Origin of the sequence: Streptomyces sp. NPDC002619, assembly GCF_042889305.1 — a bacterium.
Taxonomy (GTDB): Bacteria; Actinomycetota; Actinomycetes; order Streptomycetales; family Streptomycetaceae; genus Streptomyces.
This window is the reverse complement of sequence record NZ_JBIAQV010000001.1, coordinates 297,708-322,393: the sequence shown is the minus strand read 5'-3', so window position 1 is coordinate 322,393 and position 24,686 is coordinate 297,708. Positions and strand designations below refer to the sequence as shown.

At 70.3% G+C, this 24,686-nt stretch carries 22 protein-coding genes; 9 read left to right on the top strand and 13 right to left on the bottom strand.

The window, feature by feature from the left end; all coding sequences use genetic code 11:
• Positions 1-16: 16 nt before the first annotated feature.
• The 3 genes from guaB to ACFYXB_RS01715 all read right to left on the bottom strand — a co-directional run bounded on the left by guaB (position 17) and on the right by ACFYXB_RS01715 (position 3,160).
• Positions 17-1,525 carry an IMP dehydrogenase gene (guaB, locus tag ACFYXB_RS01725; RefSeq protein WP_389576734.1) on the bottom strand — a complete coding sequence of 503 codons (1,509 nt, stop codon included), beginning with the start codon at positions 1,523-1,525 and terminating at the stop codon, positions 17-19.
• Positions 1,526-1,691: 166 nt separating this feature from the next.
• The gene (locus ACFYXB_RS01720) at positions 1,692-2,279 is read right to left on the bottom strand and encodes a sigma-70 family RNA polymerase sigma factor (RefSeq protein ID WP_351352655.1); all 588 of its coding nucleotides are present in this window, start codon (positions 2,277-2,279) and stop codon (positions 1,692-1,694) included.
• A 269-nt stretch (positions 2,280-2,548) separates the two neighbouring features.
• Positions 2,549-3,160 carry a response regulator transcription factor gene (locus ACFYXB_RS01715; protein WP_003948568.1) on the bottom strand — a complete coding sequence of 204 codons (612 nt, stop codon included), beginning with the start codon at positions 3,158-3,160 and terminating at the stop codon, positions 2,549-2,551.
• A 381-nt stretch (positions 3,161-3,541) separates the two neighbouring features.
• On the opposite strand from ACFYXB_RS01715, the gene ACFYXB_RS01710 reads away from it, so the two are divergent.
• The gene (locus tag ACFYXB_RS01710) at positions 3,542-3,868 is read left to right on the top strand and encodes a WhiB family transcriptional regulator (RefSeq protein WP_351352652.1); all 327 of its coding nucleotides are present in this window, start codon (positions 3,542-3,544) and stop codon (positions 3,866-3,868) included.
• An 85-nt stretch (positions 3,869-3,953) separates the two neighbouring features.
• Here the strand turns inward: ACFYXB_RS01710 and ACFYXB_RS01705 are convergent, their stop codons facing one another.
• Complete coding sequence (locus tag ACFYXB_RS01705; RefSeq protein WP_389576732.1) at positions 3,954-4,859, bottom strand: LysR family transcriptional regulator; 906 nt, start codon at positions 4,857-4,859, stop codon at positions 3,954-3,956.
• 80 nt (positions 4,860-4,939) lie between these two features.
• Here ACFYXB_RS01705 and ACFYXB_RS01700 point away from each other — a divergent pair, with 80 nt between their 5' ends.
• The 3 genes from ACFYXB_RS01700 to ACFYXB_RS01690 all read left to right on the top strand — a co-directional run bounded on the left by ACFYXB_RS01700 (position 4,940) and on the right by ACFYXB_RS01690 (position 7,271).
• On the top strand, positions 4,940-5,632 hold the full coding sequence (locus ACFYXB_RS01700; protein ID WP_389576730.1) for an MOSC domain-containing protein: 693 nt from the start codon (positions 4,940-4,942) through the stop codon (positions 5,630-5,632).
• A 97-nt stretch (positions 5,633-5,729) separates the two neighbouring features.
• Positions 5,730-6,503, top strand: coding sequence for an SDR family NAD(P)-dependent oxidoreductase (locus ACFYXB_RS01695; RefSeq protein WP_389576728.1), 774 nt, complete (start codon positions 5,730-5,732; stop codon positions 6,501-6,503).
• Positions 6,504-6,563: 60 nt separating this feature from the next.
• A complete protein-coding gene (locus ACFYXB_RS01690) occupies positions 6,564-7,271 on the top strand; it encodes an ester cyclase (RefSeq protein WP_389576726.1) in 708 nt (235 codons plus the stop codon).
• Between the two features lie 87 nt (positions 7,272-7,358).
• Here ACFYXB_RS01690 and groL read toward each other — a convergent pair whose 3' ends face one another.
• The 4 genes from groL to ACFYXB_RS01670 form a co-directional block, all read right to left on the bottom strand.
• On the bottom strand, positions 7,359-8,978 hold the full coding sequence (gene groL / locus ACFYXB_RS01685; protein ID WP_351352637.1) for a chaperonin GroEL: 1,620 nt from the start codon (positions 8,976-8,978) through the stop codon (positions 7,359-7,361).
• Positions 8,979-9,097: 119 nt separating this feature from the next.
• A complete protein-coding gene (gene groES / locus ACFYXB_RS01680) occupies positions 9,098-9,406 on the bottom strand; it encodes a co-chaperone GroES (protein ID WP_003998759.1) in 309 nt (102 codons plus the stop codon).
• Positions 9,407-9,632: 226 nt separating this feature from the next.
• Positions 9,633-10,463, bottom strand: coding sequence for a polysaccharide deacetylase family protein (locus tag ACFYXB_RS01675; protein ID WP_389576724.1), 831 nt, complete (start codon positions 10,461-10,463; stop codon positions 9,633-9,635).
• Positions 10,460-11,392: a polysaccharide deacetylase family protein gene (locus tag ACFYXB_RS01670; protein WP_389576722.1), complete on the bottom strand. Its 933-nt coding sequence runs from the start codon at positions 11,390-11,392 to the stop codon at positions 10,460-10,462. Before ACFYXB_RS01670 ends, ACFYXB_RS01675 begins: the two co-directional genes overlap by 4 nt.
• On the opposite strand from ACFYXB_RS01670, the gene ACFYXB_RS01665 reads away from it, so the two are divergent.
• The gene (locus tag ACFYXB_RS01665) at positions 11,375-12,688 is read left to right on the top strand and encodes a methyltransferase domain-containing protein (protein WP_389576721.1); all 1,314 of its coding nucleotides are present in this window, start codon (positions 11,375-11,377) and stop codon (positions 12,686-12,688) included. The genes ACFYXB_RS01670 and ACFYXB_RS01665 overlap by 18 nt on opposite strands.
• Here the strand turns inward: ACFYXB_RS01665 and ACFYXB_RS01660 are convergent.
• The 5 genes from ACFYXB_RS01660 to ACFYXB_RS01640 all read right to left on the bottom strand — a co-directional run bounded on the left by ACFYXB_RS01660 (position 12,666) and on the right by ACFYXB_RS01640 (position 19,047).
• Positions 12,666-14,711 (bottom strand): cell wall-binding repeat-containing protein, encoded by a 2,046-nt coding sequence (locus tag ACFYXB_RS01660; protein ID WP_389576719.1) that lies wholly within the window; start codon positions 14,709-14,711, stop codon positions 12,666-12,668. The two genes, ACFYXB_RS01665 and ACFYXB_RS01660, sit on opposite strands and share 23 nt — an antisense overlap.
• Before the next feature lie 169 nt (positions 14,712-14,880).
• Positions 14,881-16,137, bottom strand: coding sequence for an RNA polymerase sigma factor (locus tag ACFYXB_RS01655; protein WP_389576717.1), 1,257 nt, complete (start codon positions 16,135-16,137; stop codon positions 14,881-14,883).
• Between the two features lie 43 nt (positions 16,138-16,180).
• Positions 16,181-16,537 carry a YciI family protein gene (locus tag ACFYXB_RS01650; protein ID WP_351352622.1) on the bottom strand — a complete coding sequence of 119 codons (357 nt, stop codon included), beginning with the start codon at positions 16,535-16,537 and terminating at the stop codon, positions 16,181-16,183.
• Between the two features lie 129 nt (positions 16,538-16,666).
• Positions 16,667-17,722 carry an LCP family protein gene (locus ACFYXB_RS01645; protein WP_389576715.1) on the bottom strand — a complete coding sequence of 352 codons (1,056 nt, stop codon included), beginning with the start codon at positions 17,720-17,722 and terminating at the stop codon, positions 16,667-16,669.
• Between the two features lie 296 nt (positions 17,723-18,018).
• Positions 18,019-19,047, bottom strand: coding sequence for a LacI family DNA-binding transcriptional regulator (locus ACFYXB_RS01640; protein ID WP_351352616.1), 1,029 nt, complete (start codon positions 19,045-19,047; stop codon positions 18,019-18,021).
• Positions 19,048-19,153: 106 nt separating this feature from the next.
• Here ACFYXB_RS01640 and ACFYXB_RS01635 point away from each other — a divergent pair, with 106 nt between their 5' ends.
• Genes ACFYXB_RS01635 through ACFYXB_RS01620 form a run of 4 tightly spaced genes read left to right on the top strand, consistent with a single transcriptional unit; the run spans position 19,154 to position 24,642 of the window.
• The gene (locus ACFYXB_RS01635) at positions 19,154-20,482 is read left to right on the top strand and encodes an ABC transporter substrate-binding protein (protein WP_389576713.1); all 1,329 of its coding nucleotides are present in this window, start codon (positions 19,154-19,156) and stop codon (positions 20,480-20,482) included.
• An 11-nt stretch (positions 20,483-20,493) separates the two neighbouring features.
• The gene (locus ACFYXB_RS01630) at positions 20,494-21,393 is read left to right on the top strand and encodes a carbohydrate ABC transporter permease (protein WP_389577419.1); all 900 of its coding nucleotides are present in this window, start codon (positions 20,494-20,496) and stop codon (positions 21,391-21,393) included.
• Positions 21,394-21,397: 4 nt separating this feature from the next.
• Complete coding sequence (locus tag ACFYXB_RS01625) at positions 21,398-22,294, top strand: carbohydrate ABC transporter permease (RefSeq protein WP_389576711.1); 897 nt, start codon at positions 21,398-21,400, stop codon at positions 22,292-22,294.
• Between the two features lie 50 nt (positions 22,295-22,344).
• A complete protein-coding gene (locus ACFYXB_RS01620) occupies positions 22,345-24,642 on the top strand; it encodes a glycoside hydrolase family 3 N-terminal domain-containing protein (protein WP_389576709.1) in 2,298 nt (765 codons plus the stop codon).
• The last annotated feature ends 44 nt before the right edge of the window (positions 24,643-24,686 follow it).

Sequence of the window (24,686 nt, the reverse complement as noted above, 5' to 3'; positions counted from 1 at the left end):
TCAGGAAGCCTTGTGCCTACTTGCTGCGGCTGTAGTTCGGCGCCTCGACCGTCATCTGGATGTCGTGCGGGTGGCTCTCCTTGAGGCCCGCCGACGTGATCCGCACGAACCGGCCGTTCTCCTGCAGCGCCGGCACGTTCTTGCCGCCGACGTAGAACATCGACTGGCGCAGACCGCCGACCAGCTGGTGGACGACGGAGGACAGCGGGCCGCGGTAGGGCACCTGGCCCTCGATGCCCTCGGGGATCAGCTGCTCGTCGGAGGCGACGCCCTCCTGGAAGTAGCGGTCCTTGGAGAACGACTTGCGCTCACCGCGGGTCTGCATGGCGCCCAGCGAGCCCATGCCGCGGTACGACTTGAACTGCTTGCCGTTGATGAACAGCAGCTCGCCCGGCGACTCCTCGCAGCCCGCGAGCAGCGAGCCCAGCATCACCGTGTCGGCGCCCGCGACGAGGGCCTTGGCGATGTCGCCGGAGTACTGCAGACCGCCGTCGCCGATGACCGGGACGCCGGCCGCACGCGCGGCGAGCGCGGCCTCGTAGATCGCGGTGACCTGCGGGACGCCGACGCCGGCGACCACACGGGTCGTACAGATGGAGCCGGGGCCGACACCGACCTTGATGCCGTCGGCGCCCGCGTCGACGAGGGCCTTGGCGCCGTCGCGCGTGGCGATGTTGCCGCCGATGACGTCGACGCCGGAGGAGTTCGACTTGATCTTGGCGATCATGTCGCCGACCAGGCGGGAGTGGCCGTGCGCGGTGTCGACGACGATGAAGTCGGCGCCCGCCTCGATCAGCGCCTGGGCACGCTCGAACGCGTCACCGGCGACACCGACGGCGGCACCGACCAGGAGCCGGCCCCTGGAGTCCTTGGCGGCGTTCGGGTACTGCTCGGCCTTGACGAAGTCCTTGACCGTGATGAGGCCCTTGAGGACACCCTCGTCGTCGACCAGCGGCAGCTTCTCGATCTTGTGCTTGCGCAGCAGTTGCATCGCGTCGTTGCCCGAGATGCCGACCTTGCCGGTGACCAGCGGCATCGGGGTCATGACCTCGCGCACCCGGCGCGAGCGGTCGCTCTCGAAAGCCATGTCGCGGTTGGTGACGATGCCGAGCAGCTTGCCCGCGGGGTCGGTGACCGGGACGCCGCTGATGCGGAACTTGGCGCACAGCGCGTCGGCGTCGGCGAGCGTGGCGTCCGGGTGAATGGTGATCGGGTTGGCCACCATGCCGGACTCGGAGCGCTTCACCAGGTCGACCTGGTTGGCCTGGTCCTCGATGGAGAGGTTGCGGTGCAGTACGCCGACGCCGCCCTGGCGGGCCATCGCGATCGCCATGCGGGACTCGGTGACCTTGTCCATGGCGGCGGACAGGAGCGGGATGTTGACCCGCACGTTCTTGGAGACGTACGAGGCGGTGTCGATCTCGTCGGGAGCCATGTCCGACGCGCCCGGCAGCAGCAGCACGTCGTCGTAGGTCAGCCCCAGTGTCGCGAATTTACCGGGCACTCCGTCGACGTTGGCAGTCATGACACCTTCTCCAAATGGCCTTGAACGGTGCGGATGTCCATGCTAACGGGAAGGACAGCTCCCGGATTCCACGGTTCACACCCGCCCCGGGCTTCGTATATTCGTACGGAACTGACGAGCGGCCTGTTCAAGGAAGGCGCCCGCCGCAAGGGCGTCACGGCCCGCGTTACTGCTCGGCCAGGGCCCGCAGTCTGCTCAGCGCCCGGTGCTGGGCCACCCGGACGGCACCGGGTGACATTCCCAACATCTGGCCCGTCTCCTCGGCCGTCAAGCCCACCGCGATCCGCAGGAGGAGCAGTTCGCGCTGGTTCTCCGGGAGGTTGGCCAGCAGTTTCTTCGCCCACTCGGCGTCACTGCTGAGCAGTGCGCGCTCCTCGGGGCCCAGGGAGTCGTCCGGGCGCTCCGGCATCTCGTCCGAGGGGATGGCCGTGGAACCCGGGTGGCGCATCGCGGCGCGCTGGAGGTCGGCGACCTTGTGCGAGGCGATGGCGAAGACGAACGCCTCGAAGGGGCGTCCGGTGTCCCGGTAGCGGGGTAGGGCGAGGAGAACCGCGACACAGACCTCCTGGGCCAGGTCCTCGACGAAGTGCCGCGCGTCGCCCGGGAGCCGGGACAGCCGGGTGCGGCAGTAGCGCAGTGCGAGGGGGTGGACATGGGCGAGCAGGTCGTGCGTGGCCTGCTCGTCCCCGTCTACAGCGCGATGCACGAGCGCACCGATCGCCCCTTGGGCCGTGCCCGCCTCGTCGTCGCGCATCGGTCCATGGTGCCTTGCGGCCGTACGGTCCGTGGCACCGCGTCCATCGTTGTGCACCGAAGCGTTATGAGTAGGTGCGCCGGAACTCATCTCCTGCGCCCTCCCCTTCCGCTTGACCAACTCGTCCCCGAGGAACTCCACACCTCCAAGGATGCGGCATCCGCGGCGAAACGAGCAGCGGGCATCCGGCGGGTCGCGTTCCCGCCCCGCCCACCATGGGGTAGGCGGGGAGTTCGGGACGGTCCGCACCCCCGCTGTCGCTCACTGTCCTACCGGACCAGTCCCCACCGGAAGCCGAGCGCCACCGCGTGCGCGCGGTCCGAGGCGCCGAGCTTCTTGAACAGGCGCCGGGCGTGAGTCTTCACGGTGTCCTCGGACAGGAACAGCTCTCGGCCGATCTCGGCGTTGGAGCGGCCGTGGCTCATGCCCTCGAGCACCTGGATCTCACGCGCGGTGAGCGTGGGCGCGGCGCCCATCTCGGCCGAGCGCAGCCGACGCGGGGCGAGCCGCCAGGTCGGGTCGGCGAGGGCCTGCGTCACCGTGGCGCGCAGCTCGGCGCGCGAGGCGTCCTTGTGCAGATAGCCCCGGGCGCCGGCGGCGACCGCGAGGGCCACGCCGTCGAGGTCCTCGGCGACCGTGAGCATGATGATGCGTGCGCCGGGGTCGGCGGACAGCAGCCTGCGCACGGTCTCGACGCCGCCCAGTCCGGGCATGCGTACGTCCATCAGAATCAGGTCCGAGCGGTCGGCACCCCAGCGGCGGAGCACTTCCTCGCCGTTGGCCGCCGTCGTCACACGCTCGACGCCGGGCACGGTCGCGACCGCGCGGCGGAGCGCCTCTCGGGCAAGCGGGGAGTCGTCGCAGACGAGGACGGATGTCATGGCCGTCCTCCGCAGCTGATGCGCGTCACCTTGAGCCTCCAGGCTGGTACGGAATCGTCACCTGTGCGGTCGACCGTCTCGGACGCCTGCCCGAGCGCTCTTGTTTTCAACCGCCTCCGCACTCTCAACGACGGTCACTCGAAAGAGTTACGGGGCTACGGGCCGTCTTCGGCACTCTACGTGAGGGTGCGCACACGGTGCAGACATGGCCGTCGGACCCTCAACTTTTCACCACAAGCTATGCCCCATTTGAACCATTTTCTTCCCGTTTCACGGTGTCTGGGGCTAGATTCGCAATGAGTCATATTTTCATCTCCTTAGACCGGAGACGTACGGTCGCTGGCACCGTATCCGCCCAGAACGGCTACAAGGGGTCACGTAATGGCAGATTTCTCACGCCTTCCCGGACCGAACGCGGACCTGTGGGACTGGCAGCTCCTGGCCGCTTGCCGCGGGGTCGACAGTTCGCTCTTCTTCCACCCGGAGGGTGAGCGCGGGGCGGCACGGAGCGCTCGAGAGAACTCGGCCAAGGAGGTCTGCATGAGGTGCCCTGTCCGTGCGGAGTGCGCGGCGCACGCGCTGGCCGTGCGCGAGCCGTACGGCGTGTGGGGCGGCCTGACCGAGGACGAGCGCGAGGAACTCATGGGGCGGGCACGCAACCGACTGGTGTCGGCCTCCTCCGGCGCGGACGCCGCTTCGAACACCTGAAGGAACGTTTCTGCAAATCTGATGCCCCCGGCACGCGCGCGTGCCCCCGCATCCGAAGCGAGGTGCCCCGCCCGGCCGAACCCGGTTACCCGGCCAGTCGCGCCGCCGCCCGCGCGAGCTGTTCCAGCGTCGCCGCCACCGCCGGCACCTGGGCCAGGTCGGGCAGCGTGAGCGCCACGATCTCCCGCCGCACCGCCGGTTCCAGCGCCACCGCCCGTACGCCCCTGGGGCGTACGGACTCGACGGCGAGCTGGGGGAGGACGGCCACGCCGAGACCCGCGCCCACCAGACCGACCACCGCCGGATAGTCGTCGGTGGCGAAGTCGATGCGCGGGGTGAAGCCGGCGCTCTCACAGACCTCCACCAACTGGCCCCGGCAGCGCGGGCAGCCCGCGATCCAGGGCTCGCCGGCCAGGTCGCCGATGGCCACAGCCTCCGTACGCGAGAGCCGGTGCCGCTCGGGCACCAGGCCGACCAGCCGGTCCGACAGCAGGTGCCGTACGACCAGGTCGTCCCACTCCTCGGCGCCCGCCGCGCCCTCGTACCGGAACGCGAGCGTCACGTCGCAGTAGCCCTCGCGCAGCAGCTCCACGGACCGCGGCGGTTCGGCCTCCTCCAGGGACACGCGCGTGCCGGGGTGGGCGGCGCGCAGGGCGGCCAGGGCGGTGGGGACGAGGGTGGAGCTGCCGCTGGGGAAGGAGACGAGGCGCACCCGGCCCGCGCGCAGCCCGGCGATCGCGGCGACCTCCTCCTCGGCCGCGGTGAGCCCGGCGAGGATGCCGGAGGCATGCCGTACAAGGGCCTCGCCGGCCTGGGTCAGGCGCATCTCGCGGCCGCTGCGGACGAGCAGCGGGGTGCCGACCGAGGCCTCCAGCGCCTTCATCTGCTGGCTGACGGCGGGCTGAGTGCAGCCCAGTTCGCGCCCGGCCGCCGAGAAGGACCCGGTGGTGGCGACGGCGCGCAGGACGCGGAGATGGCGGCCCTCGATCATTCTTCGAGCATAAGTCGGCCTTGGGTATGGTGCCCAATATCGCGTCGACGCTTTGAGGCGAGGTGTCGTACCTTGCGGACATGATGCTTCTCTCGGTGAACGTGGGTCGCCCCAAGGCCGTGGACCACACCGACCAGCCGGAGGGTCTGACCGGCATCGACAAGCGCCCCGTGGACGGCCCGGTGCGGGTGTCGGCACCCGGTCCGAAGGGGGTCGCCGGAAGCGGGCTGGCCGGGGACGCGGTGTGCGACCTGCGCCATCACGGCGGCGACGACCAGGCGGTGTACGCGGTCGCGCGCGAGGATCTCGACGGCTGGGAGCGGGAGCTGGGCCGCAGCCTCGCCAACGGCGCCTTCGGCGAGAACCTCACGACCCGGGGCCTGGACGTGTCCGACGCCCTGATCGGAGAGCGCTGGCGCATCGGCCGCGAGGTGGTCCTGGAGGTCACCTGCGGACGCATCCCGTGCCGTACGTTCCAGGCCCATGTGGGCGAACCGGGCTGGGTCAAGAGGTTCACACGGAAGGCTCAGCCGGGTGCCTACCTCCGGGTGATCGAGCCGGGCGAGATCCGGGCGGGCGACACGGTGGAGATCGTGCACCGGCCGGACCACGGTGTGACGGTGGCCCTGCAGTTCCGCGCGGAGACGACCGAGCGCGAGCTGCTGCCGCGCGTCCTCGACGCGGCCGACGCCCTGCATCCCGAGGCGCTGAAGGAGGCACGGAAGTACGTGGCGAAATACGGCGACAAGTCCGGGGAGCGGCAGGGCGGCTGAGGCGCCATCACGGGGTGGACGCGCACGGGACCTTCACCGATCCGCAGAGCCTGTGCGCGCAGCGGACCCGTTCCCTCCGGGTAACTAGTCTTGGGTCATGACAACGGCTCTGATTACGGGATCGACCGCGGGGATCGGTGCCGCGTTCGCGCGGCGGCTGGCGGCGGACGGGCACGACCTCGTCCTGGTCGCCCGGGACACCAAGCGGCTGCGCGAGCAGGCGACCGAGCTGCACGACCGGCACGGCATCGAGGCGGAGGTGCTGACCGCCGACCTGGCCGAGGACGCCGGCATCGAGAAGGTCGCCGCCCGGCTCGGCGACCGCCGCAACCCGGTCGACCTGCTGGTCAACAACGCGGGCTTCGGCAACAAGGGCCGCTATCTCGAGGTACCGATGGCCGACGAGCTGAAGATGCTCAAGGTGCACATCGAGGCGGTGCTGCGGCTGACGTCGGCGGCGACCGAGGCGATGCGGGAGCGCGGGCGCGGCGGGGTCGTGAACGTGGCCTCGGTGGCGGCGTTCGTGCCGCGGGGTACGTACGGGGCGTCGAAGGCGTGGGTCGTGCAGTTCACGCAGGGCGCGGCGCGGGACCTGGCCGGTACGGGCGTCCGCCTGATGGCGCTGGCCCCGGGCTTCGTGCGCACGGAGTTCCACCAGCGGGCCGGGATGGGCACGGACAACATCCCCGGCTGGATGTGGCTCGACGCGGACAAGGTGGTCGCGGCGGCGCTCGCGGACCTCGCGCACGGCAGGACGCTGTCCATCCCGGACCCGCGCTACAAGGCGCTGATGGGCCTGGCGAAGGTGGCGCCGCGCGGGCTGCTGGGCGGAATCACGTCACGGACGGGGCGCAAGTACGGCCCGCAGTGAGCGTTCCGGTGGGAAAATGGGCTTGAGGGAACCGGACCCAGGGGGGCCGGAGGCGGCGTCATGACGTTCGTACAGCTCATCGAGTGCAGGACCAGCCGGTTCGACGAGTTGGACCGGCTCATGGACGACTGGGTCGAGCAGACCAAGGGGAAGCGGACCGCGACGCACGATCTGGTCGGCCGGGACCGGTCGGACACGTCGCACATCATCGAGATCGTGGAGTTCGCGTCGTACGAGGACGCGATGCGCAACTCCAACCTCCCGGAGACCGACAAGATCTTCCGCGAGATGGTCGCGCTGTGCGACGAGATGCCGACGTTCACGGACCTGGAGGTCGTACGGGACGAGCAGTTGTGCGCGGCGGGCGCGCGGCGGTTCTTCGAGACGGTGGCCACCGAGGGCGAACTGCCGCCGCTGGACGGCCTGCTCGCCGAGAGCTACCACGACCACGATCCCGCGAACGAGCAGGACACCCTCGGCATGGACGCGATGCGGCGGGAGATCGGCATGTGGCGGGCCGGCTTCGACTTCGCCTTCACCGTCGAGGACCAAATCACCCAGGGCGACCGGGTGTGCAACCGGTGGACGTGGAGCGGCACGCACAAGGGCGAGTTCCTGGGCCTGCCCCAGACCGGGAAGCAGGTCACGATGACCGGCACGACGGTCTTCCGCTTCGGCGAGGACCGAAAGATCGCCGAGGGCTGGTGGCAGTACGACCGTCTCGGCCTGCTGGCGCAGTTGGGGGCGCTGGAGGCGCTGGAGAACTGAACCCGCCCACCCCACATACGCCCGCGAGGGGCGAAGCCCCCGTTCCCATGGCGGGAACGGGGGCTTCTCCGTGAGCTGTCGCGTGCCTCAGTGGGCGTGGCCGTGGCCCGCGGCGGCCGGCTCTTCCTCTTCCTTCTTCTCGACGACCAGGGTCTCGGTCGTCAGGAGGAGGGCGGCGATGGACGCGGCGTTCTCCAGGGCGGAGCGGGTGACCTTCACCGGGTCGATGACGCCGGCCTTGACCAGGTCGCCGTACTCGCCGGTGGCGGCGTTGAAGCCCTGGCCCTTGTCGAGCTCGGCGACCTTGGAGGTGATGACGTAGCCCTCCAGGCCGGCGTTCTCGGCGATCCAGCGCAGCGGCTCGACGACCGCGCGGCGGACGACGGCGACACCGGTGGCCTCGTCGCCGGTCTTGTCGAGGTTGCCCTCGAGGACCTTGGCGGCGTGGACGAGCGCGGAGCCACCACCGGAGACGATGCCCTCCTCGACCGCGGCGCGGGTCGCGGAGATGGCGTCCTCCAGACGGTGCTTCTTCTCCTTCAGCTCCACCTCGGTGGCGGCGCCGACCTTGATCACGCACACGCCGCCGGCCAGCTTCGCGAGGCGCTCCTGGAGCTTCTCGCGGTCCCAGTCGGAGTCCGTGTTCTCGATCTCGGCCTTGATCTGGGCGACGCGGCCGTGGACGTCCTCGGTCTTGCCGGCGCCGTCCACGATCGTGGTGTCGTCCTTGGTGACCGTCACGCGGCGGGCGGAGCCCAGCACGTCGAGGCCGACCTGGTCGAGCTTGAGGCCGACCTCCTCGGAGATGACCGTGGCGCCGGTGAGGATCGCCATGTCCTGCAGCATCGCCTTACGGCGGTCGCCGAAGCCCGGGGCCTTGACCGCGACCGCGTTGAAGGTGCCGCGGATCTTGTTGACGACCAGGGTCGACAGGGCCTCGCCCTCGACGTCCTCGGCGATGATCAGCAGCGGCCTCGAGGCGTTGGTCTGGATGATCTTCTCGAGCAGCGGCAGCATGTCCGCGATGGAGGAGACCTTGCCCTGGTTGATGAGGATGTAGGGGTCCTCCAGGACGGCCTCCATGCGCTCCTGGTCCGTCACGAAGTACGGCGACAGGTAGCCCTTGTCGAAGGCCATACCCTCGGTGAAGTCCAGCTCCAGACCGAAGGTGTTGGACTCCTCGACGGTGATGACACCGTCCTTGCCGACCTTGTCCATCGCCTCGGCGATGAGCTCGCCGACCTGCTGGTCCTGGGCGGACAGCGCGGCGACGGCGGCGATGTCGGACTTCTCGTCGATCGGCCGGGCCGTGGCGAGCAGCTCGTCGGACACGGCCTTGACCGCGGCGTCGATGCCCTTCTTCAGGGCGGCCGGGGAGGCGCCGGCGGCGACGTTCTTCAGACCCTCGCGGACGAGAGCCTGGGCCAGCACGGTGGCGGTGGTGGTGCCGTCACCAGCAACGTCGTTGGTCTTGGTCGCCACCTCCTTCACCAGCTGGGCGCCCAGGTTCTCGTACGGGTCCTCGATCTCGACCTCGCGGGCGATGGTGACGCCGTCGTTGGTGATGGTCGGGGCGCCGAACTTCTTGTCGATGACGACGTTGCGGCCCTTGGGGCCGATCGTCACCTTGACCGTGTCGGCCAGCTTGTTGACGCCGCGCTCGAGGGCGCGACGGGCGTCCTCGTCGAACTTCAGGATCTTCGCCATGACAGCGGGAGCCCTCTCGGAAATCTGTGGGTGAAAAAGGCACTGCGCCCCGGGCGCCCGGCTTCACTAGTGGTCGCGGGGGCCAGGGGCGCAGCGTCAGGCAATGTGGTGGAGATGAATTACTTCTCGATGATCGCGAGCACGTCGCGAGCCGAGAGGACGAGGTACTCCTCGCCGTTGTACTTCACCTCGGTGCCGCCGTACTTGCTGTACAGCACGATGTCGCCGGTCTTGACGTCGAGCGGCAGGCGCTCGCCGTTCTCGAAGCGGCCCGGGCCCACGGCCAGGACGACGCCCTCCTGGGGCTTCTCCTTGGCGGTGTCCGGAATGACCAGGCCCGAGGCCGTGGTCTGCTCGGCGTCCAGCGGCTGGACCACGATGCGGTCCTCGAGCGGCTTGATGGCAACCTTGGAGCTGGTGGTCGTCACGATCCGACCTCCCCCTTCGGAGATCTCACGGGGTTAACTGTCTGAGGTGGCGACCAGGTGGATCCGTCGTCGCGGGTGCCGGACCTGCCCGTCGCGTTGTTGGCACTCTCGTCTACCGAGTGCCAGAGCCGAGACTATGACCGCGATTAGCACTCGGTCAAGCGGAGTGCCAATTGCCCGCGGCGCGTCAGCCGGAGTTCCCTCCCCGGCACCCCGATCGGCCCCCCTACAGGTAGTCCTCCAGCCGCCCCACCGTCAGCCCCTCCCTCTGGGCTCGGCGCAGCAGGCGGAGCGTGCGTTCTCTCAGGGTGGGGCCCCTGGACTCGTCGGGGCCCACCAGGACGATGTCGCCGGGGTGCAGGTGCTTCTCGCCCCGGGTGTAGGAGATGCCGTCGGGCGTCGTCGCGGCACGCCAGAGGACGACCGCTGACACACCGCAGTCCGCGGCCGCGCGCAGGGTCGTCGTGTCGTACGTGCCGTAGGGCGGGCGGAACAGGCGGGGGCGGATGCCGAAGCGGTACTTGAGTTTGTCCTGCTGGCCGCAGATCTCGGCGCGCTGTCCGGCGTACGGCAGTCCCCGCATCGCCGGATGGTCGAGGGTGTGGTTCTGGATGCTCGCGCCGACCGACTGGAGGCGGGCGAAGTGGCCGTACCCCGGGCCGACCACACTGTCCGTGAGGAACAGGCTGACCGGGAGCCGCAGTTCGCGGACCATGTCGACGAACCGCGGGTCCTTCTCGGCGCCGTCGTCGTAGGTGAGGAAGACGACCTTGTCGGGGGTGGTGACGTGGTCCACGACAGGGGGCAGCCCCGGGCCCGCGGAGTGGGGCGCCAGGGTGCGGGCGGCCGGCTTCGGCGCGCTGGCCAGCGGGGCCGCCAGGCCCCAGTGGCGGTACGGCGGTTCGGCGGCCGGGCTGTGGGACCGTACGCCCTGGGCCGCCTTCTTGCCCAGCCGTTCGATGGGGTCGACCGACTGGGCGCAGCCGGTGAGGAGGCAGGCGGCCGCAAGGACGGCGGCGGTCGGCCGCTGGTGACCCGCCGCCGTCCGCCGCCTCACAGGTAGTCCTCCAGGCGTGCCACCGCGTACCCCTCGCGGGTGACCCTGTTCAGGAACCGGCGCATGTCGTCGATCATCGTGCCGTTCCAGTCCTCACGGCCGCGGAAGTGGGTGAGCACGATGTCGCCGGGGTGCAGGTTCTGGTCCGGCTCCCGGTACTCCCAGTGGTCGACGAAGACTTCCTCGTCCCAGATCGGCGCGTACTTGATCCCGCAGGTCTTGGCCGCGCGCAGGGTGTCCCCGTTGTAGTTGCCGTACGGCGGCCGGAAGACGGTCGGGGCCTTGCCGAACTGCTTCTTCATGATGGCCTGCATGCCGCAGATCTCGTCCTTCTGTTCCTCGTAGGACAGACCCGGCAGATAGGGATGCGTGAGGGTGTGGTTGTTGAGGGAGACCCCCTGCGACTGCATCCTGCGGAAGTAGCCGTAGTCGTCCTTCACCAGGTAGTTGCTGAGGAAGGCGCTGTACGGGACCTTCAGTTCGCTCATCATGCGCAGGAACGCCGGGTCCTTCTCGGCGCCGTCGTCGATGGTGAGGAAGACGACCTTCTGCTTCGTGGGGATCGTGGTGAAGACGGGTGGGAGGTCGTCCTCCACCTGGCCGTCGACCTGGAAGCCGTCGCGGGCGGTGATCCTCGGCTTGTGCTTCGGGGGCGGCGGGGGTGTCAGCGGGATCCGGCCCAGGCCCCAGCGCCGTGCGGCGGCCGCCATGGCGTAGTGGTCGGCGTGCAGACGGGCGGCGTAGTTGTCCAGCGCGGCGGCGGGCGCCTTGAGTGGCTGCGGGCCCTGGGCCGACCGTACGACCCGCTCCTCGTCCAGCCCCGAGCAACCGGAGACGACCGCGGCGACGGCGAGCACGGCGAGGCCGCTCCGGACGGCCCCTCGCCCGCCCAGTGCCCTCTTTTTGTCATTTTGTACTACCAGTCGCATGGTGTCGGATCCTCGCAGGCACCCGCCCCGAACCCGGCCCGACACCGCCGCCGGAGGCGCAGTGTCCACCGACTGGCCCACAATGACCTGGTGAACGACCTGCTCTCCTTCCGCTCGCTGCTCACCCCCGAGGGCCGCGCTCTCCTCGACGAGGTGCGCGACACCGACCCGGCCGACGAACTCGCCGTCGCCACCCGCCTGCGCCGCGAGCACCCTGCCGATCTGGTGTCGGCGGCGCTCGGCCAGGCCCGGCTGCGGCAGCGGGCGGCGGCGAAGTTCGGCGCCGAGGACGCGGGGCGGATGTTCTTCACGCCGAACGGGGTCGAGCAGTCGACGCGGACCAGCGTGGCGACGTACCGCGCGGCACGGCTTGCGGAGCTGGGCGTCACCTCCGTCGCCGACCTGTGCTGCGGCATCGGCGGCGACGCGATCGCCCTCGCCCGCGCCGGGATCCGGGTGCTCGCGGTGGACCGGGACCCGCTGACGGCCGCGGTCGCACGGGCGAACGCCGAGGTGCTGGGGCTTGAGAAGCTGATCGAGGTACGGGAGGCGGACGTCACAGAGGTCGACACATCGGCGTACGACGCCGTGTTCGTCGACCCCGCACGAAGGGGAGGCAGAGGCCGGATCTTCGACCCGGAGGCCTACTCGCCGCCGCTGTCGTGGGCGGTCGGCGCGGCCCAGGACGCCCGGGTTGCCGCCCTCAAGATCGCGCCGGGCATTCCGCACGAGGCGGTGCCTGCGGACGCCGAGGCCGAGTGGATCTCGGACGGCGGCGACGTGAAGGAGGCGGTGCTGTGGTTCGGCACCGGGCGGGACGCCGGCGTGCGGGCCACACTGCTGCCCGGACCGCGCACGCTGCTCGGGCGGGGGCTGCCGGATCCCCAAGTGCGGTCCGTGGGGCGGTACTTGTACGAGCCCGACGGCGCCGTCATCCGGGCCCATCTGGTGGCCGAGGTCGCCGAGGAAGTGGGCGGCGGGCTGATCGACGCCACCATCGCCTATGTCACGGCCGATGAACTCGTCGCCACCGAGTACGCGGTCGCGTACGAGATCACCGACCGACTCCCCTTCAACGTGAAGAAGTTGAAGGCCCTGCTGCGGGAGCGGGGCGTCGGGACGCTCACCGTCAAGAAGCGCGGGTCGGCCGTCGAGCCGGAGGAGCTGAGGCGCAAGGTCAGGCCGCAGGGGCCGAACGCGGCGACCGTGTTCCTGACGCGCGTCGCGGGGGCGCCGACCATGCTGATCGGGGCCCCCGCGACAGCGACGACCGCTACTGGCGGTGGGCCGTCCTGAGCGAGTCCAGGTTCGGCTCGGCGGCCACCGGACCGGACTTGGGCGCGTTGGGCGCGGCGGCGGGCGCCTCGCCCGCCGTGCGCAGGGACAGGGCCTGCGTGCCCGTGGGCGGGACGCCGTTGTAGAACGGCTGGTACACGAACTCGTTGCCGTTCGCGCTGATCGACGAGCCTGCCGTGTTCAGCGCGCCCAGCGTGACCGAGCCGGTGTCACCGAAGGCGATCGCGGCCTGCGTGCCCGCGGCTTCGCGCAGCAGGTAGCTCTTGATCTCACTCGACAGACCGGGCCTGGAGGTCCACAGGATCGGCCCGTAGATGTTCATCGCCGAGCCCGCGGACACCCCGTCGCGCCAGGAGCCGGCGTAGGCGAGGGTGACCTGGCCCGGCGTGGTCCACCAGAACTTGGCGACGGCCACCGAGAGGCCCTCGTCGGTGCTCGCAGTGATCGGGTAGTAGTAGTACGTCGACGGCCAGCGGGAGAAGGACGAGTGCGTCAGCGCGTACTTCGCCGCGGACCCCACCGGGATGACCATGGTCTTGTCGGGGTTCAGGCTGTTCAGGTACGACTTCACCGACGAGCTCAGCTTGCTGCCGTCCGTGAGGACGAGGCTGCCCGTGCTGCCGGTGCCGTCGGCGCCTGCCGCGGCGGCCGCCGGAAGGGCCGCCTTGTAGTCGGTGCCACTGGCCAGGAACACGTACTTCGGGCTGGTGGTCACCACCTTGGCCACCGAGACGGACGTCGCGTAGCGGTCCGTGGCGGAGATCCGCTTCGGGACGTAGCCGAGGGTCTTCAACTGTGCGGCGATGTTGGTGGACAGGATCGACGTGCTGCCGACCATCCAGACGTTCGCGCCCGGCTTCAGCGTCCGCTTCAGCTCGTTCTTCACCGCCGTCGACAGCCCCGTCTTCGGCGTCGCCAGCACGGGGCCCTGCTTCTTGCCGGCCAGCGCGGGCGCGGTGAGCGAGTACGCCACGTCGTCCCGGTTGACCAGCACCGCGGCCTTGGCGTCCAGCAGACCCGGCTCGCTCTTGCCGACCGTGTTCCAACTCCAGCGCGAGGAGGCGATGTTGGTGGCGTAGGCGTCGGAGCCCCAGACCCGGGCGGTGGTGTTCTTGCGCAGCGGCTGCCAACTGGGGTTGTTGCCGGGCGCGTTCTCCGCGACCGTGGTCAGCTCGCCGGTGGCCAGGTCGACGTACTGGGTGGAGTGCACGCTGGCGCTGTCGCCCAAGGCGTACGCGTCGAGGACGATGCGCGTGCCGGTGGGCGACCAGGACGGGTTGGCGTAGTAGCCCGGTCCGGTGGTGACCTGCTTGACGTCCGTGCCGTCGGCGTTCGCCGTGAAGATCTGGGGCTTGCCGTCGGCGTCGGCGCGGACGAAGGCCAGCTTGGTGCCGTCGGGCGACCAGGCGGGCTGGCGGGCGTCGGTGAGGATCCGCTTGACCGTGTTCGCGGACCCGTCGTAGACGTACACCCCGGCGTTGTCGGAGCAGCCGGAGTTGATCCCGCGCTCGAAGGCGACCAGGCCCGAGTCGTTCACGGTCGGGTCGGTGTCACAGACGGTGGACGGTTCCTGGGCGGCCGACAGCAGCGGGCGCGGCGCCCACGAGCCGTCGGAGGGACCGTAGGCGAGCTGGCCGCCGGTGGAGAAGACGACGTAGCGTCCGTTCCAGCCGAAGGTCAGGTCCTCGTACGCGGCGCTGGAGCGGACACCCTCGGCCCAGGGCAGCGTGATCGGCGTCGAGCCGCTGGGCCGGTAGCTCTTGATCTGGCCCGAGCTGTTGATGAAGCGGCTGCCGTCCGGCGCCCAGGCCGAGTCCGTGCCATAGGCGTTCTGGAGGGTGGTGACGGTCCCGGTCGCCGGGTCGATCAGCCTCCCCCCGTCGACGAGGATCTTGCCCTCGGTGCCGGGCCAGGGACCGGCGTCGTCGGCCATGGCGCCCGGCGCGGTCACCAGTGTGCCCGTCGCCGCGAGCACGGCAGCGGTGGCGAGCGCCGCGGCATGGCGGCGCGTGAACAGTCTCAAGTTGTCGACCCCCCACGGATCGGATGACATCGAAGTTCCGAGTTGCCGCGCGCGGCCGGGTCGGCGTCTGTCCCCCAGGCGACCACACAGCCGTTCCACAGCGGCGAAGTCAGTGTAGAGGCCAACGAGACGTGAGAGGAACGTACTTACGAGTGAACAGCGAGCTGATTCATGGTGACAACTCGTCCTGTCTGGCCAGCAACAACGCCCGCTCCCGCTCGTTGCGCGCCAGCTCCGCGGCCCGTGCGAACTCCTCGCGGGCCTCGGCCGTACGCCCCAGCCGTGCCAACAGGTCCCCGCGCACGCTGGGCAGCAAGTGATAGTCGCGGAGGGTCGGTTCGGCGGCGAGGGCGTCCACGATCTCCAGGGCCTGTGCCGGGCCGTGCGCCATGGACACGGCCACCGCGCGGTTCAACTCGATCACCGGGGACGGGGTTCGGGCCGCGAGCAGGCCGTACAGGGTGGCGATCGTCGGCCAGTCCGTGTCCTCGTACGTGTCCGCGTGTGCGTGGCACGCGGCGATCGCCGCCTGGAGGGCGTACGGCCCCGGGGCGCCGGTGGCCGTGGCGTCGGCGCGGGCGAGGGCGGTGACGCCGCGGGCGATGAGCATGCGGTTCCAACGGCGGCGGTTCTGGTCCCCGAGGAGGACCGGCGAACCGTCGGGGCCGGTGCGGGCGGCGGCGCGGGACGCCTGGAACTCCAGGAGCGCGGCCAGGGCGTGGACCTCGGGCTCCTTCGGCATGAGCGAGGCGAGGACGCGGGCCAGACGCAGGGCGTCCTCGCACAGGCCGGGGCGCAGCCAGTCGTCGCCGGCCGTGGCCGCGTACCCCTCGTTGAAGATCAGGTAGATGACGTCCAGGACGGAGCCGAGGCGGGCCTCGCGGTCGGGGCCGTACGGCACCTCGAAGGCGACGTTCTTCACCGCCAGCGTCCGCTTGGCGCGCACGATGCGCTGGGCGATGGTCGACTCCGGGACCAGGAAGGCGCGGGCGATCTCCGCCGTGGTCAGGCCGCCCAGCAGGCGCAGGGTGAGCGCGGTGCGCGCCTCGGCGGACAGCACCGGGTGGCAGGCGGTGAAGACCAGGCGGAGCAGGTCGTCGTCGATGTCGTCCGGGTCGGCGGGCTCCTCCGGCGGGGCGGTGGTCTCCAGGTCCCGGCCGATCTCCGCGAGCTTGCGGGCGTAGCGCTCCCGGCGCCGGACCAGGTCGACGGCACGGTTGCGGGCGGTGGCCATGAGCCAGGCGCCCGGGTTGGCGGGCACGCCGTCCCTAGGCCACTGCTCCAGGGCCGCGACGAGGGCGTCCTGCGCGAGTTCCTCGGCGATGCCGACGTCCCGCACGATGCGGGCGACGCCGGCGATGACGCGCGGGGACTCCAGGCGGAAGACGGTCTCGATCGCGTGGGCGGTGGTGGGCTGCGGTTCCACAACCCACCATGCAACACCCCCGGCGGCCGTACGCCAAGGAATGTCAGCCCTCGGCGATCTCCCGGACCTCGCAGGTCACCGTCCAGTACTCCTCGTGGGTCTGCACGAACCGCTTGGTCCACTCGACGGCCTCGTCGAGGTCCTTGCACTGGGTGATGGCGTAACCGCCGACGACCTCCTTGGACTCGGTGAACGGCCCGTCCGTGACGGTGACCTTCCCGCCCTCCCAGTGGACCCGCTTGCCCTCGCTCTGCGGGAGCAGGCCGGCCGTGTCGAGCATGACGCCGGCCTTGGTGATCTCCTCGATCAGGGCGCCCATCCGTTCCATCAGCTCGGGGCTCGGGCCCTCCGGCGGGGTGGTGGTCTCGTCGATACGCACGATGGACAGGTAGCGCGGCATGGTGACTCCTCGGGTGGCGGCGGGGCTGTCCCCGCCTCTCACCCATTGCGTCGAACGGCGACGACGCGGATCGACACACACGCCGGACTTCTTCGAAGATTTTTTTTCCACAGCACCGGATGCTGAAAATCAGCGCAGCGACTCCCAGAGTGTGCTCGCCGCGGGCTCCCGGGCCACCACCCGGTTGTGGTCGGAGGGTGCGGGTACGACGGGCATCATCACCGTCCTGACGTTGTCCGCCGAGAGGTCCTTCAGGCTCTGGCCGAGGTTCATCAGTTCGCTCAGGGAGTCGAGGCCGGTGTCGGTGGTCAGGCCGGCGGTGGCCGCGTCCGCGGCCCGGTACAGCTTGGCCGGATCGGTGAGGAGGCTCGTCGCGGCCATCTGCTCCAGCAGCGCCTTGACCAGTTTCTGCTGGAGGCCTATGCGGCCGAGGTCGCTGCCGTCGCCTATGCCGTGCCGGGTGCGGGCGAGGGCCAGGGCCTGGGTGCCGTCGAGGTGGTGCGGGCCCTTCTTCAGGTGCAGATGGCTCAGGTCGTCGTCGATGTCCTGGTCCGTGGTGACGTCGACCCCGCCGAGGGCGTCGACCAGCTTTGCGAAGCCGGAGAAGTCGATCTCGATGTAGTGGTCCATGCGGACGCCGGTGATCGACTCGACCGTCTTCACCGCGCACACCGGCCCGCCCACCGAGTAGGCGCTGTTGAACATCGCGTTGTACGCCACCGCCGTGGACCCCCCGGACGGCAGCGGGCAGGACGGCCGGGTGACCAGCGTGTCGCGCGGGATGCTGACGACGGTGGCCGAGGTGCGGCCCGCGTCGATGTGCACGACCATCGCCGTGTCGGAGCGGGCGCCCGAACTGTCGCCGCCGCCAAGGGCCTTGTTCTCCTTGCCGCTGCGCGAGTCCGAGCCCAGGACCAGGATGTTCAGGGCCTCGGTCGGCAGCGGGCCGGCGCTCGCGGAGGCGGTGGCCGACGGGGTCACCAGAGGCCGCGCGGGGCGGTCGTCGCCGAGCGCGCTGTTGATGTCGACGCTCTTGATGTTGTCGTTGAGGTGCCAGTACGCCCAGCCCGCCGCGGCGCTCGCGAGCACCAGTGCGGCCGCAAGCGTGAGACCGGCGGCCTTGAGCACTGCCGACCGCCGGCTCCGCCGTCTGCTCTCGTCGCCGTTCTCCTTGTGTCCCGTCACGAGCAGGAACGTAAGTCCGAATTATTAGGAGACTGTTAGGAGAAGCAACGCGAGACGGTTTTCTTCGGAAAATCTCACCTTTCCAGCGTGCCGGTAGGCGCCGGATTGCTCCCGCTCCAGGGCGCGTTGAACCCGAACGTCACCGAACCACCGTCCGGGACCGAGCCCGTTGAATCAGAGGGACGTGCGGTAGGTGCCGTCCTCGTCGTGGATGAGCGAGTTGAACTGCGCGCTACGGACGCCGCCGAAAGTTGCGGTTTAACAACCGATTGGCTTCGGAGGTCCGGCCACCCGCGTCACTTCGCCGGCGCCGCCGTGCTGCTGCGCACCACCAGGCTGGTCGCCAGCTCCACCCGCCTCGCCGCCGGGGAGTCCTCCTCACGGCCCAGGTCGAGCACCAGCCGGGCCGCGGCCTCGGCCATCTCCGTCAGGGGCTGCCGTACGGTCGTCAGCGGCGGCCCCACCCAGCGCGCCACCGGCAGGTCGTCGAAGCCGACCACACTCAGGTCCTCCGGGATGCGCAGCCCCAGCTCGCGCGCCGCCTCGTACAGCCCGAGCGCCTGGAGGTCGTTGCCCGCGAAGATCGCGGTGGGCCGGTCCGGGCGGCGCAGCAGCTCCAGGCCCAGCCGGTAGCCGGCCTCGTGGTGGAAGTCGCCGGTGACGATCAGTGAGGGGTCGACCGGCAGCCCGGCCGTCTCCAGCGCCGCGCGGTAGCCGTCCACGCGGGCGCGGCTGCACATCATCCGGGAGGGCCCGCTCAGCGCGCCGATGCGGGTGTGGCCCAGCTCGACGAGGTGCCGGGTCGCGGCGAGTCCGCCCTGCCAGTTGGTGGCGCCGATCGAGGGCACGTCGTCGCCGGGGTCGCCCGCCGGGTCCATCACGACGAACGGGATCGAGCGGCTCGTCAGCAGCGCGCGCTGGGACTCGTCGAGCCCGGACAGCACGAGGATCACGCCGTGCGGGCGGCGGGCGGCGACCTGGTCGGCCCAGGTGCGTCCCGGCGTGAGCCGCCCGGCGGACTCGGACAGGACCACGCTCAGGCCCGCGTCCCGCGCCACGTTCTCCACGCCCCGGATGACCTCCATCGCCCAGGCACTCTCCAGCTCGTGGAAGACCAGGTCGATCAGGGGCGAGCGGGAAGCCTCGGCCCGCCGGCGACGGTAGCCGTAGGCGCGCAGCAGCTCCTCGACGCGGGTGCGGGTCGAGGGGGCGACGTCGGCGCGGCCGTTGAGGACCTTCGAAACAGTCGGAGCGGACACGCCGGCCTCACGGGCGATTTCGGCGAGCGTTGCTGTCTGTGTTTCCACGGACTTCCCAGGCTTCATGTCGGCGATCGTAATCCCTGCACAACCTCTTGACGAAGCCCCAGTCTCGCCATACGTTCCCGGAACATTCGTAGTTTGATTCGAAACATTCGCGAGAGGCTGGGTCATGGAGTCCACAACGTCCAACGGCGGGCGTACCTTCAGCAGGCGCTGGATACTCGGCGCCGGCGCCACCACTCTGCTCACCGCCGGACTCTCGGCCTGCGGCTCCTCCGGAGGTTCCGGCAGCGGCGGCACGCTCACCGCCTTCGTATACGGCGACGACGCGGCCGCGATACAGGCCAAGGCCGTCAGCCGGTTCAACGCCTCCGCGGCCGCCAAGAAGGCGAACGGCAAGATCAAGCTGGAGAAGGTGCCGGGCGCGGACTACCCGGCCAAGCTGCGCACGGCGATGGGCTCGCCCAACGCGCCCGACGTGTTCTTCAACTGGGGCGGCGGCTCCATCAAGGCGTACAAGGACGCGAACCAGCTGGTCGACCTGACCGACATCATCAAGTCCGACCCGGTCCTGGGGAGCGGCTTTCTGCCGTCGGTCCTGGCGGCGGGCGCACTGGGCGGCCGCAACTACGGCATCCCGATGCGCGGTATGCAGCCGGTGATCATGTTCTACAACAAGACGGTCTTCGCCGAGCAGAAGCTCACGCCGCCCACCACTTGGGGCCAACTGCTCGACATCAACGCCAAGTTGAAGAAGGCCAAGATCACCCCGTTCGCGCTCGGCGGCGCGGACATCTGGCCCGAGCTGATGTGGCTGGAGTACCTGGTCGACCGTATCGGCGGCCCCCAGGTCTTCGACCGCATCAAGAACGGCGACTCCGCGGGCTGGGGCGACCCGGCCGTCCTCAAGGCCGCCGAGACGGTCAAGCAGCTCATCGACGACGGCGCCTTCGGCAAGGGCTACAACTCGGTCGCCTACACCAACGGTGGCGCGCCGGCCGTCTTCGCCAAGGGCAAGGCCGCCATGCACCTCATGGGCTCGTGGGAGTACTCGACCCAGCTCGGCAAGTTCCCGGACTTCGCCAAGAACAACCTGGGCTGGTTCGCGTTCCCCTCGTTCGAGGGCGGCGCGGGCGACATCCGCAACGTCGTCGGCAACCCGACCAACTACTGGTCCGTGAACGCCCGTACGTCCAACAAGGACGCCGCGATCGCCTTCCTGCGCGACGCCGCCTCGGAGACGTACGCCAAGGCCCTGGTCGCCAACGGTGACATCCCGACCACCACGAACGCCGAGAAGCTGCTGGACGCCTCGCCGAACCCGGAGTTCGCCAAGTTCCAGTACGAGATGGTGCAGCAGGCCCCGGCGTTCACGCTGAGCTGGGACCAGGCCGTCGACCCGAACGTGTCGACGCCGATGCTCACCGAGATCAACAAGCTGTTCGTGGGCAAGTCCTCGCCGGCGCAGTTCGTGTCGGCTCTGAAGGGGCTGAAGTGAGCACAACGGCAGTGAAGGACGGCTCGCGCATCGAAGCGGGCCGTCCCGACGGCGGCTCGCGCGTCAGGGCGGGCCGCCCGCACGCCGCCTGGGCCCTGCCCGGCGTCCTGTTCTTCGCGTTCTTCGCCGTCGCCCCCATGGTGCTGGCGTTCTATCTGTCCTTCACCCAGTGGAACGGCCTCGGCGACCCCAAGCCGGTCGGCCTCGCCAACTGGCGCAAGCTCCTCGGCGACGACCGCCTGGCCCAGTCCCTCACGGTCACCGTGCTGCTCACGGTGGTGAGCTGGGGCTTCCAGACGGTCGTCTCCCTGCTGCTCGGCGTCTGGGCGGCGGGCCGGCAGCGCAACCGCGCGATCCTGTCGGCGATCTTCTTCGTGCCGTTCCTGCTGTCGTCGACGGCCATCTCGCTGCTGTTCTACGCGCTGCTCGACCCGAACTTCGGCATCATCCGCTCGGACACCCTCGGCTCGACCAACGGCGCGTTCCTGGCGATCGTGTTCGTCGGCGGCTGGCAGTTCATCCCGTTCCACACCCTGATCTACCAGGGCGGCGCGCGGCAGATCCCCGAGGTCCTGTACCAGGCGGCGGCCATCGACGGAGCCGGACGCTACCGCCAGTTCTTCTCGATCACGCTGCCCCAGCTGCGCAACACGGCCACCACATCCGGTGTGCTGATGATCGTCGGTTCGCTGACCTACTTCGAGACCGTCCTGATCCTCACCCAGGGCGGCCCCGGCACCGACACGGCAATCCTGCCGTACCTGATGTACGAGGCGGGCTTCAAGAGCTACGACTTCGGCTACGCGAGCGCCATCGCCTCCTTCCTGGTGGTGGCCGCGACCGCGCTGTCCCTGCTGATGGTGAGACTGTCCGGTTTCGGCGCGATGCGCAGCACCCGGGAAGGAATGTGACGAAGTGTCACACGATACGTTGCCGCGTCCCGTGAAGACCCCGAAGCCGACCGCCGCATCGAAGCCGCCCCGCCGCAGGCACTGGACCAAGCGCCCCAACCCGCTGTCCGGTCTGGGCTCGGTGATCTGGCTGGCGGTCGTGATCATCCCGATCTACGCGATGATCTCGGCCTCCCTCACCAATCAGGACCAGGCCCTGGGCAACAACGCCCTGAAGCCGCCCACCCATCCGACCCTGGACAACTACAACACCGTCCTGCACAACGGGTTCGGCCACTTCCTGTGGAACACGGTGGTCGTGGCGGCGGCGGTCGTGGCGATCGTCCTCGTCCTGTGCGTGCCCCTCGCCTACGTCGCCGTACGGACCCGGAACATCTGGTCGGGTTCCGCGTTCCGGCTGTTCCTGCTCGGCGTGGCGATCCCGGCGCAGGCCGTCGTGGTCCCCCTGTACCTGATGATCGCCAAGCTGAACCTGTACGACAGCCTCCTCGCGATCATCCTGCCGACGGCGGCCTTCGCGATGCCGGTGTCGGTGCTGATCCTCACCGGCACGCTGCGGGACATCTCCGAGGAGCTGTACGAGGCGATGGCCCTGGACGGCGCCTCGGCCACCCGCATGCTGTTCCAGCTGGTCATCCCGATGACCAAGGGCGGCATCAGCACCGTGGTCATCTACTCGGCGCTCCAGGCCTGGAACGGCTTCCTCTTCCCGCTGATCTTCACCCAGTCCGACGGCCCGCGCGTGCTGACCCTCGGCCTGTTCAACTACGTGAGCCAGTTCGGCGTGAACATCCCCGCCCTGCTCGCCTCGGTCGTCCTCTCCGGCATCCCCATCTTCGCCGTGTACCTGGTGGCCCGCCGCGCGCTGGTGGGCGGCCTGATGGGCGTGGGCGGCAAGTGAACCCGAACCACCCGGGGCAGCCCACCCCCCTCCCCCCTGACAGGAGTTCCATGACCATCGCCCCATGGCGCGATTCCTCCCTGCCCGCCGCCGCCCGCGTCGACGACCTGCTGTCCCGGATGACCCTGGAGGAGAAGACCGCACAGCTGTACGGCGTGTGGGTGGGCGCCGCCACCGACGGCGACGGAGTCGCGCCCCTCCAGCGCGAGATGACCTCCGACTACGACTGGGACGAGCTGATCACGCTGGGCCTCGGCCAGCTGACCCGCTCCTTCGGCACGGCCCCCGTGGACCCGGCGCTGGGCGCGCAGGCACTGGCCCGCGCCCAGCGCCGCATCGCCGACGCGGGCCGCTTCGGCATTCCGGCGGTCGCGCACGAGGAGTGCCTGGCGGGGTTCACGGCATGGCAGGCGACGGCGTACCCCGTCCCGCTGGCCTGGGGCGCGACCTTCGACCCGGAGCTGGTCGAGGTGCTGGGCGACCGGATAGGCCACGACCTGCGCTCGGTCGGCGTCCACCAGGGTCTGGCGCCCGTCCTCGACGTGGTCCGCGATCTGCGCTGGGGCCGGGTGGAGGAGACGATCGGCGAGGACCCGTACCTGGTCGGCACCATCGCCACGGCGTACGTACGGGGCCTGGAGGGTGCCGGGATCGTCGCCACGCTGAAGCACTTCGCCGGGTACGCCTCGTCGGCCGGCGCGCGGAACCTGGCGCCGGTGCGGGCCGGCGTCCGTGAATTCGCGGACATCACCCTCCCTCCCTTCGAGATGGCACTGCGCGAGGGCGGCGCCCGCTCGGTGATGGCGGCGTACACCGAGACGGACGGCATCCCGGCGTCGGCGGACCCGCGCCTTTTGACCGAACTCCTGCGCGGGGAATGGGGTTTCACCGGCACTGTGGTCGCCGACTACTTCGGCATCGGCTTCCTGGAGTCGCTGCACCGGGTGGCCGGCAGCCCGGCCGAGGCGGCCCATGTGGCGCTGGAGGCCGGCATCGATGTCGAGCTGCCGACGTTGAAGTGCTACGGCAAGCCGCTCGTGGCCGCCGTACGCGAGGGCACGATCCCTCAGTCCCTGGTGGACCGCGCCGCCCGCCGCGTCCTGCTGCAGAAGTGCGAGCTGGGCCTCCTCGACGAGGGCTGGCAGCCGGAGACGGGAAGCCCGGTCGACCTGGACTCGACGGCCAACCGCGCCCTGGCCCGCCGCCTCGCGGAGGAGTCGGTGGTCCTGCTGGACAACCCGAACACTCTCCTCCCCCTCTCCCCCGACACACGCGTGGCGGTCGTCGGCCCCCGCGCCTTTGACCCCCTGGCCATGCTCGGCTGCTACTCCTTCCCGTCCCACGTCCTCACGCACCACCCCGAGGTGCCGATGGGCGTGGACATCCCCACCGTCCTCGACTCGCTCCGAACCGAACTCCCGGACGCGAAGGTCACGTTCGCGGAGGGTTGCGGGGTGTCCGACCCGGACACGTCCGGCTTCGCCGAGGCGGTGGCGCGGGCGTCGGAGGCCGACGTGTGCGTGGCGGTCCTGGGCGACCGGGCCGGCCTGTTCGGCCGAGGCACGTCGGGCGAGGGCTGCGACGCGGAGGACCTCCAACTCCCGGGCGTACAGGCCGACTTCCTCGACGCACTGGTGGCCACCGGCGTCCCGGTGGTCCTGGTCCTCCTGACCGGCCGCCCCTACGCCCTGGGCCGCTGGCAGAACCGCCTCGGCGCCGTGGTCCAGGCCTTCTTCCCGGGCGAGGAGGGCGGCCCCGCGGTGGCGGGCGTCCTGTCCGGCCGGGTCAACCCCTCGGGCCGCCTCCCGGTGAGCGTGCCGAGCAGCCCCGGCGGCCAGCCCTGGACCTACCTCCAGCCCCCGCTGGGCCTCGCGGGCGAGGTCAGCAACCTGGACCCGACCCCGCTGTACCCCTTCGGCCACGGCCGCTCCTACACGACATTCGAGTGGGAGGACTTCACGGCCCCGGACGCGGAGATCCCGACGGACGGCACGTACGACGTGTCACTGACGGTCCGCAACCCGGGCGACCGCGAGGGCACGGAGGTGGTCCAGCTGTACCTGCACGACCCGGTGGCCTCGGTCACCCGCCCGGACGTCCGCCTGATCGGCTACCAGCGAGTGGAACTGACGCCGGGCGAGTCCCGCCGGGTGACGTTCCACTTCCACACGGACCTGTCGTCCTTCACGAACCGAGCGGGCCACCGGGTGGTGGAACCGGGCGCGCTGGAACTGAGGTTGGGCACGTCGAGCGCGGACGCACGGCACACGGCACGGCTCACGCTGACCGGACCGATACGGACGCCGGGCCCCGACCGGCGACTGCGCTGCGAGACCGAGCTGAGCTGAGACCCGCTCGCCCCGACAGCGGAAGACGGACCGCGCCTGGACCG